Annotated in this window: 6 protein-coding genes; all 6 read right to left on the bottom strand. The window is 64.9% G+C overall.

Annotated elements, in window-relative coordinates; translation table 11 throughout:
* Positions 1-126: 126 nt before the first annotated feature.
* The 6 genes from QCE69_RS06800 to QCE69_RS06775 all read right to left on the bottom strand — a co-directional run bounded on the left by QCE69_RS06800 (position 127) and on the right by QCE69_RS06775 (position 6,503).
* Complete coding sequence (locus QCE69_RS06800; protein ID WP_309916076.1) at positions 127-1,197, bottom strand: glycosyltransferase family 4 protein; 1,071 nt, start codon at positions 1,195-1,197, stop codon at positions 127-129.
* Between the two features lie 267 nt (positions 1,198-1,464).
* Positions 1,465-2,850: an alpha,alpha-trehalose-phosphate synthase (UDP-forming) gene (otsA, locus tag QCE69_RS06795; RefSeq protein ID WP_309916074.1), complete on the bottom strand. Its 1,386-nt coding sequence runs from the start codon at positions 2,848-2,850 to the stop codon at positions 1,465-1,467.
* A 104-nt stretch (positions 2,851-2,954) separates the two neighbouring features.
* Positions 2,955-4,208: a mechanosensitive ion channel domain-containing protein gene (locus tag QCE69_RS06790; RefSeq protein ID WP_309916071.1), complete on the bottom strand. Its 1,254-nt coding sequence runs from the start codon at positions 4,206-4,208 to the stop codon at positions 2,955-2,957.
* Positions 4,209-4,429: 221 nt separating this feature from the next.
* The gene (locus QCE69_RS06785; RefSeq protein ID WP_309916068.1) at positions 4,430-4,786 is read right to left on the bottom strand and encodes a Rap1a/Tai family immunity protein; all 357 of its coding nucleotides are present in this window, start codon (positions 4,784-4,786) and stop codon (positions 4,430-4,432) included.
* Between the two features lie 106 nt (positions 4,787-4,892).
* Positions 4,893-5,663, bottom strand: a complete 771-nt coding sequence (locus QCE69_RS06780; RefSeq protein ID WP_409021169.1) for an ankyrin repeat domain-containing protein — start codon at positions 5,661-5,663, stop codon at positions 4,893-4,895.
* Between the two features lie 54 nt (positions 5,664-5,717).
* Positions 5,718-6,503, bottom strand: a complete 786-nt coding sequence (locus tag QCE69_RS06775; RefSeq protein WP_309930023.1) for a TatD family hydrolase — start codon at positions 6,501-6,503, stop codon at positions 5,718-5,720.
* Between the last annotated feature and the right edge of the window lie 5 nt (positions 6,504-6,508).

Below are 6,508 nucleotides of genomic sequence, written 5' to 3'. Positions count from 1 at the left end.
CCCCCCCCTCTCTCCCCCCCCCCCCCCCCGCGCGCCCGGCGGGGGGCCCCCCACCCAAACCCGCGGGGGGGCCCCCCCCCGGGGCCCCCCCCCCACGGCGGTTTTCTCGTGCGCGTAAGAAATGGATCAGGTCGTGGTCGCGCGGTCGATGACCCTGAAACGCGCCCGCTTCTGCGCCCGCACGACGGCCTTGTAGGCGTCGAGATACTGGCGCGCCATGCGGTGCGACGTGAAGCGGTCCTCGAAGCGCTTGCGCACGCCTTCGCGCGACAGCGTATGCAGCCGGTTCACGGCCGCCACCGCGCCGATTTCATCCTCGACGATGAAGCCGGACACCCCTTCATCGACCACTTCCGGCACCGCGCCGCGATTGAAGGCGATCACCGGCGTGCCGCAGGCCATCGCCTCGATCATCACGAGGCCGAACGGCTCCGGCCAGTCGATGGGAAACAGCAACGCATGCGCGCCCGAGAGAAACTCGGCCTTCTGGCTGTCGTTGATTTCACCGACGAATTCCACATAAGGCAGCTTGAGCAGCGGCGCGATCTCGCGCTCGAAGTACTCGTGATCGGCGAAATCCACTTTCGCGGCGATCTTGATGGGAAGGCCGCAGCGTCCCGCGATGCGGATCGCGGTATCCACCCGTTTCTCCGGCGAAATACGGCCCAGGAAGGCCAGATATTTCTGTTCGACGGGCTGCGGCGTGTACAGCTTTTCCGGCAGCCCGTGATAGACCGTCGACACCCATTTGGCCTGCGGCAACGGATGGCGCTGGGCGTCCGAGATGGACACGACCGGCGCGGTGTCGAAAGTATCGAAGACCGGCTGCTGCTCGGGCAGGTCGAGGCGGCCGTGCATCGTGGTGAGGAACGGCGTTTCCTGGCGCTTGAACAGCGAGAACGAGTAGTAATCCATGTGGAAGTGCAGCACGTCGAACTCTTCGGCGCGGCGGCGCACCAGTTCCAGCAGCAGCATGTGCGGCGCGATGCGGTCGCGGATCGCCGGATCGAGCCGCAGCGCGCGCGGCCAGACTGCTTCCAGTCGGGCGCTGGTCTGGGAATCGCCGGTGGCGAAGAGCGTGACCTCGTGACCGAGTTCCACGAGCGCCTCGGTGAGATACGACACGACACGTTCCGTGCCCCCGTAGAGCTTCGGCGGCACCGATTCAGTCAGCGGGGCGATCTGGGCAATTCTCATCGTTCTCGTCTCCATGAGCCTATCGACGGCAGCGCACGCCAGCGCACCCATTATGCGAACCGTCGCCTGCGGCATCGAGTATGACAGCCGGCCCACAGCCCGGCCACGAGGTTTGCCCTTACATCAGATCAATGCCCTGTCATTGGAGTGCCGCGTGCGAGTCGCCTACGCGTACCGGCATTATCGAAGGAGAATGGCGGCCGCCCGGCGCACTCTTGCACTTTCATCGCTCTGTTACAGGGCCGAAACAATCGTGTCGGACAGCCGTTACGCTTTGGAGACGCCGCGCAGATCGATCAGGAAGTTGTCGCGCCAGACGCCCAGATCGTGCTTGCGCAATGCGTTCATGTTGGCTTCGTAGCGCTGCTTGCGTTCCGCGAGCGGCATGGTCAGCGCCCGCGCAATCGCCTCGCTCGTGCCGACGATATCGTGCGGATTCACCAGCACCGCGCCAGTCATCTCGTCGGCGGCGCCCGCGAATTGCGACAGCACGAGCACGCCGGGATCGTCCGGATTCTGCGCGGCGACATACTCCTTCGCGACCAGGTTCATGCCGTCGCGCAACGGCGTCACCAGCCCGACCTGCGATTCCCGGAACAGCGACATCAGCTTCCAGCGGTCATAGCGCTGGTTCAGGTAGCGGATCGGCGTGTAGTCGAGGCCCGAATAACGGCCGTTGATGCGCCCCGCTTCATATTCGAGGTTCTGGCGGATCTGCTGATAACTTTCGACGTCGGAGCGCGTCGGCGGCGCGATCTGCACGAGCGTCACGTTGCCGCGCCACTCCGGCGATTTCTCCAGGAAATGCTCGAAGGCGCGGAAACGCTCGACCAGGCCCTTCGAGTAATCGAGCCGGTCGACGCTCATGATGAGCTTGCGGCCTTCGAGGCTTTGTTTCAGGTCCATCACGTCCTGACGCGCTTCGCCGCGCTCGGCCTGCTCGGCGATTTCATCGGGGAACACGCCGATGCGGTACACATTCGTCGTCAGCTTGCGGCCGAAGGCTTCGACGTGGCCGTCGGCGGTCGCCGTGCCGTGTGCATGGCGCACGATGTAATCGTGGAACGCGACGCGGTCGCCTTCGGTCTGGAAGCCCACGACGTCGTAGCAGCACAGCGACTTGACGAGTTCCTCGTGCGGCGGAATGTTCAGCAGGATTTGCGGCGACGGAAACGGAATGTGCAGGAAGAAGCCAATGCGATTCTTGATGCCCTCCGAACGCAGCGCTTCCGCGAACGGGATCATGTGGTAGTCGTGGACCCAGATGACGTCGTCGGGCTCGAGCAGCTTGATCAGCTTGTGCGCGAGCCAGGCGTTCACGCGGCGGTAACCGGCGTATTCGTCGCGATCGTAGACGGCGAGATCGTTGCGATAGTGGAAGACCGGCCACAGCATCGCATTCGAAAAACCGCGGTAGTACTGGTCGTAGTCCTTCTTCGTCAGGCCCACGGTGGCGAAGGTCACGGCGCCGTCCTGTTCCAGCTTGGGACCTTGGTTCGCCACGGTTTCGCTCACCACGTCCCCGCTCCAGCCAAACCAGACGCCGCCGCTGTCCTTCAGCGCGCCGAAGACGCCGACAGCCAGCCCGCCCGCGGAACCTTTGGTTTCGGTCGGCGTGGCGACCCGGTTGGATACGACGACGAGACGACTCATAAGCTTGCCTTTTCCTCTTTGATCATGTGGGTCATGTTTTTCGACTGTGAATTGCCCGCTGGGTTTCCATTCACGGCGCGCGATCCGTCAGCCGATTCCATTGTTCACGTCTTTTCGCCGCGCGTCGGTGCGGTAGACGCCGCCGAATGCGCATGCGGGTCCGGTCCGCTCGCCTCGCCTCGGCTCGCGACCGGATCGGCGGGGGTATTGGCGGTATTGGCCGCGCCGGCAGCGTTGTCCGGCGCCGTGCCCGGACGCTGGAGCGGCGGCGCGAAATCGACGTGGCTTTCCTTGTCCGTCGAAAGATCCGCCCGCGCGCGCGGCAGATAGTTCGGATACGCCGCCTGCACGAAATTCACGAGTCCCTCGCGCACGCGGCAGCGCAAATCCCAGTTCAGCGCGGAATCGAACGAGCTGACGAGCACGCGCAGTTGCAACGCGCGATCCGTCGCGTCGGTGACCTGCAGCACCTGTACGCGACCGTCCCATTCCGGCGCATGCGCGAGAATGCGCTCAAGTTCCTCGCGCAGCGGCGCGAGCGGCATGCGGTAGTCCACGTAGAGGAACACCGTGCCGATGATCTGCGAGCTGTTGCGGGTCCAGTTCGTGAACGGATTTTCGATGAACCACTGCAACGGCACGATCAGCCGGCGCTGGTCCCAGATGCGGATCGACACATAAGTGCCGGTGATTTCCTCGACCCGCCCCCATTCGCCCTGGATGACGACGACGTCGTCGAGGCGGATCGGCTGCGACAGCGCGATCTGCAAACCCGCGATCAGATTGCCGAGCACCGGCCGCGCGGCGATACCGGCGACCAGTCCCGCGACGCCCGCCGACGCCAGCAGGCTCGCGCCGATCTGGCGCACGCTCGGGAACGCCATCAGTGCCCCGCCGAAGCCGATGATGACGATCACCACCATCACCGAACGCGCGAGCACGCGCGCCTGCGTGTGGATGCGGCGGGCATCGAGGTTGTCGTCGGTGTCGAGCGGGTGCGCCTGCACGATCGCCTCGCCGACCGCGCCCGCGGAGCGCGCCGCGAGGAACGTGAGCGCGACGATCAGCGCGACGGTCTCGACGTCGCGCAGGACGCCGATGAACGGCAACGTGTCGGGCGCCTCGAAGATCATGAAGCCGAGCCCGAGGATGATGAGCAGGACCAGCGCGGGTTTGTCGATGTAGCGCAGCACGACGCTCATCAGCGGATAAGGCCGCGCGATGCGGGTCAGGATGCGCGCGCCCGCCCGATGCACGCCCACCGCGAACAGCACGGCGATGACGGCGACGACCAGCGCGCCCGGCCAGGTGCCGAGCGGCCGTTCGGCCAGGTCAATGAAGTGATCGAAAGAAAGCATGAAGGTCGCGGGATCAGCCTCGGGTTGGAAACAGGGCGAGGTGGATACGGCGGCGCGCATCGCGCGGGCGCGATGTCACAAACCATGGGTGCGGAGGCCGCACCGTATTCAGCGAAACTTGCCGGCTGGCAGGCAAGATCAGGCAAGATCAGGCAAGATCAGGTCAGCAAGCGGGACGCCAGCACGCTCCTGGCGCCTCCGCTCGACCGTTCAGCCCGCCATCAGCGTTCCGCCTTGCAGGGAAACGCCTTGCCGAGGCCGAGCGACACCATGGTCGTGGCGTTGAAATCGGCTTTGTCCGGATTGCCGGCAATGTACTTGCGCACCGCATCCGTCAGTTGCTGGGGTTTCACGTCCGACGGCAGGCAGAAGTATTGGCCGACCTGCGGCCCGGAGGTTCCGCCGATGGCCTCGATCGTGTTATAGACACCGTCCGCCGCGCCTTCGATATAGGCCGCGCAGGCCGTGCGCGAGTTGGGGTCGGTTTTGGTGCACAGCTTGTTCAGGTCGTTGCCGGTGAACGCGAACGCGCACAGAGGTGTCGCGAGCGCACAGGCGATGACGATTTCCCGCAGCATGATCTTCCTTTTATGTTGAGCGGCGGCTTGGATCCGGACAACGGTTCGGGGCACCGGGGCGGCCGCGCCTGACCGCCGGGTGCGCCAGTGTCCGTGCAGCACTGCGCTATTTTGCACCGTTTGCGCCGCCTGGCGCAGCACCGCCCTGCTGCATCGAGTCAAGGCGCGCCTGCAAACCCTCGGCGACATCCTTCGCCTCGTACTTGCGGGCAAAGTCCACGGCCGTCATGCCGATCTGGTTCTTGACGCGCAGGTCCGCGCCTTCGTCGAGCAACAGCTTGCAGGTCGACAAATGCCCGCCGCGCGCGGCCATCATCAGCGGCGTGGTGCCGTTCGGCGAGCCCGCGTCGATATAGGCCGAATGGTCCAGCAGCAGCTTCACGATGTCGTCATGACCGTTGGTCGCCGCATAGTGCAGCGGCGTCCAGCCCTTCTTGTTCACTTCGGCATCCTTGGCGATCAGCGCATTCACGAAGGTCGCGTCGCCGTTCAGGGCCGCGAGCATCATCGCATTCTCGCCGGCGGGGTCGGTCTTTTCCAGATCGGTCTTCGGATTGTCGGCGAGCAATTGGCCGACCTTGTCGGATTTCTCGCGCGCCGCGATCACGAGCAGCGGCGTGCCGGTGTTGTCGACCGTGTTCGGGTCCGCGCCCTGCGCGAGCTGCTTCTTGACCGCCGAGATGTCGTCGAACTTGACCGCCTTGATGAGCGAATCCACAGACGCGGCCCACACCGGCTGCGCAATCGCACAGCCGGCGACGAGCGCCGCCGCGACCAGCCGGCGCAGCGCGGAGCCCTTCGTGTGCTTCATGTCCGCGGCGAAAACGTTTGACGTGTTTGCCACGGGAAGAGCGGAAATCATCGACGAATTGTTCATGGTTGCCTTCGGGGTGCCTTGAAACAGGTTGCTGTACACGCGGTGCGGCCGCCCTCAGCCTGCCCGCGCGATCTTGAAAAGACGGAAGAAGTTGTCCGTGGTGGCCTGCGCCAGCGCTTCTTCCGGCTGTTCGCGCAATTGCGCGACAAAACGTCCGACATGACTCACGTACGCAGGTTCATTCGGCTTGCCGCGATACGGCACCGGCGCGAGATAAGGCGAATCGGTTTCGATCAGCAGCCGTTCCAGCGGCACGCGGCGCGCCACGTCCTGCACGTCCTTGGCGCTCTTGAACGTGACGATGCCCGACAGCGAAATATGAAAGTTCTGCGCAAGCGCACGTTCGGCCACATCCCACGGCTCGGTGAAACAATGCATCACGCCGCCCGGCACGCCGGCGCGCTCTTCTTCCATGATGCGCAGCGTGTCGTCCGAGGACGCGCGCGTGTGGATGATGAGCGGCTTGCCGGTCTTGTGCGCCGCGCGGATGTGGGTGCGGAAGCGTTCGCGCTGCCACTCCATGTCGGCCAGGCTGCGGCCTTCGAGCCGATAGTAGTCGAGGCCCGTCTCGCCGATCGCGCAGACTTTCGGATGCCCGGCCAGCTCGACGAGCTCGTCCACGCTCGGCTCGCGCATGTCCTCGTGATCCGGATGCACGCCGACCGACGCATACACGTTCTCGTATCGTTCGGCGATGGCGAGCACCGAGGGCAGCGTTTCCAGATCGACCGACACGCACAGCGCATGCGTGACCGAATGCGCGCGCATGTTGTCGAGCACGTCGGGCAGGCGGTCGGCGAGTCCTTCGAAGTTGATGTGGCAGTGTGAATCGACGAACATGCGCG

Origin of the sequence: Caballeronia sp. LZ032, assembly GCF_031451315.1 — a bacterium.
Classification (GTDB): Bacteria; Pseudomonadota; Gammaproteobacteria; order Burkholderiales; family Burkholderiaceae; genus Caballeronia.
The sequence above is the reverse complement of the archived record's forward strand: the minus strand, read 5'-3'. Positions and strand labels throughout refer to the sequence as shown.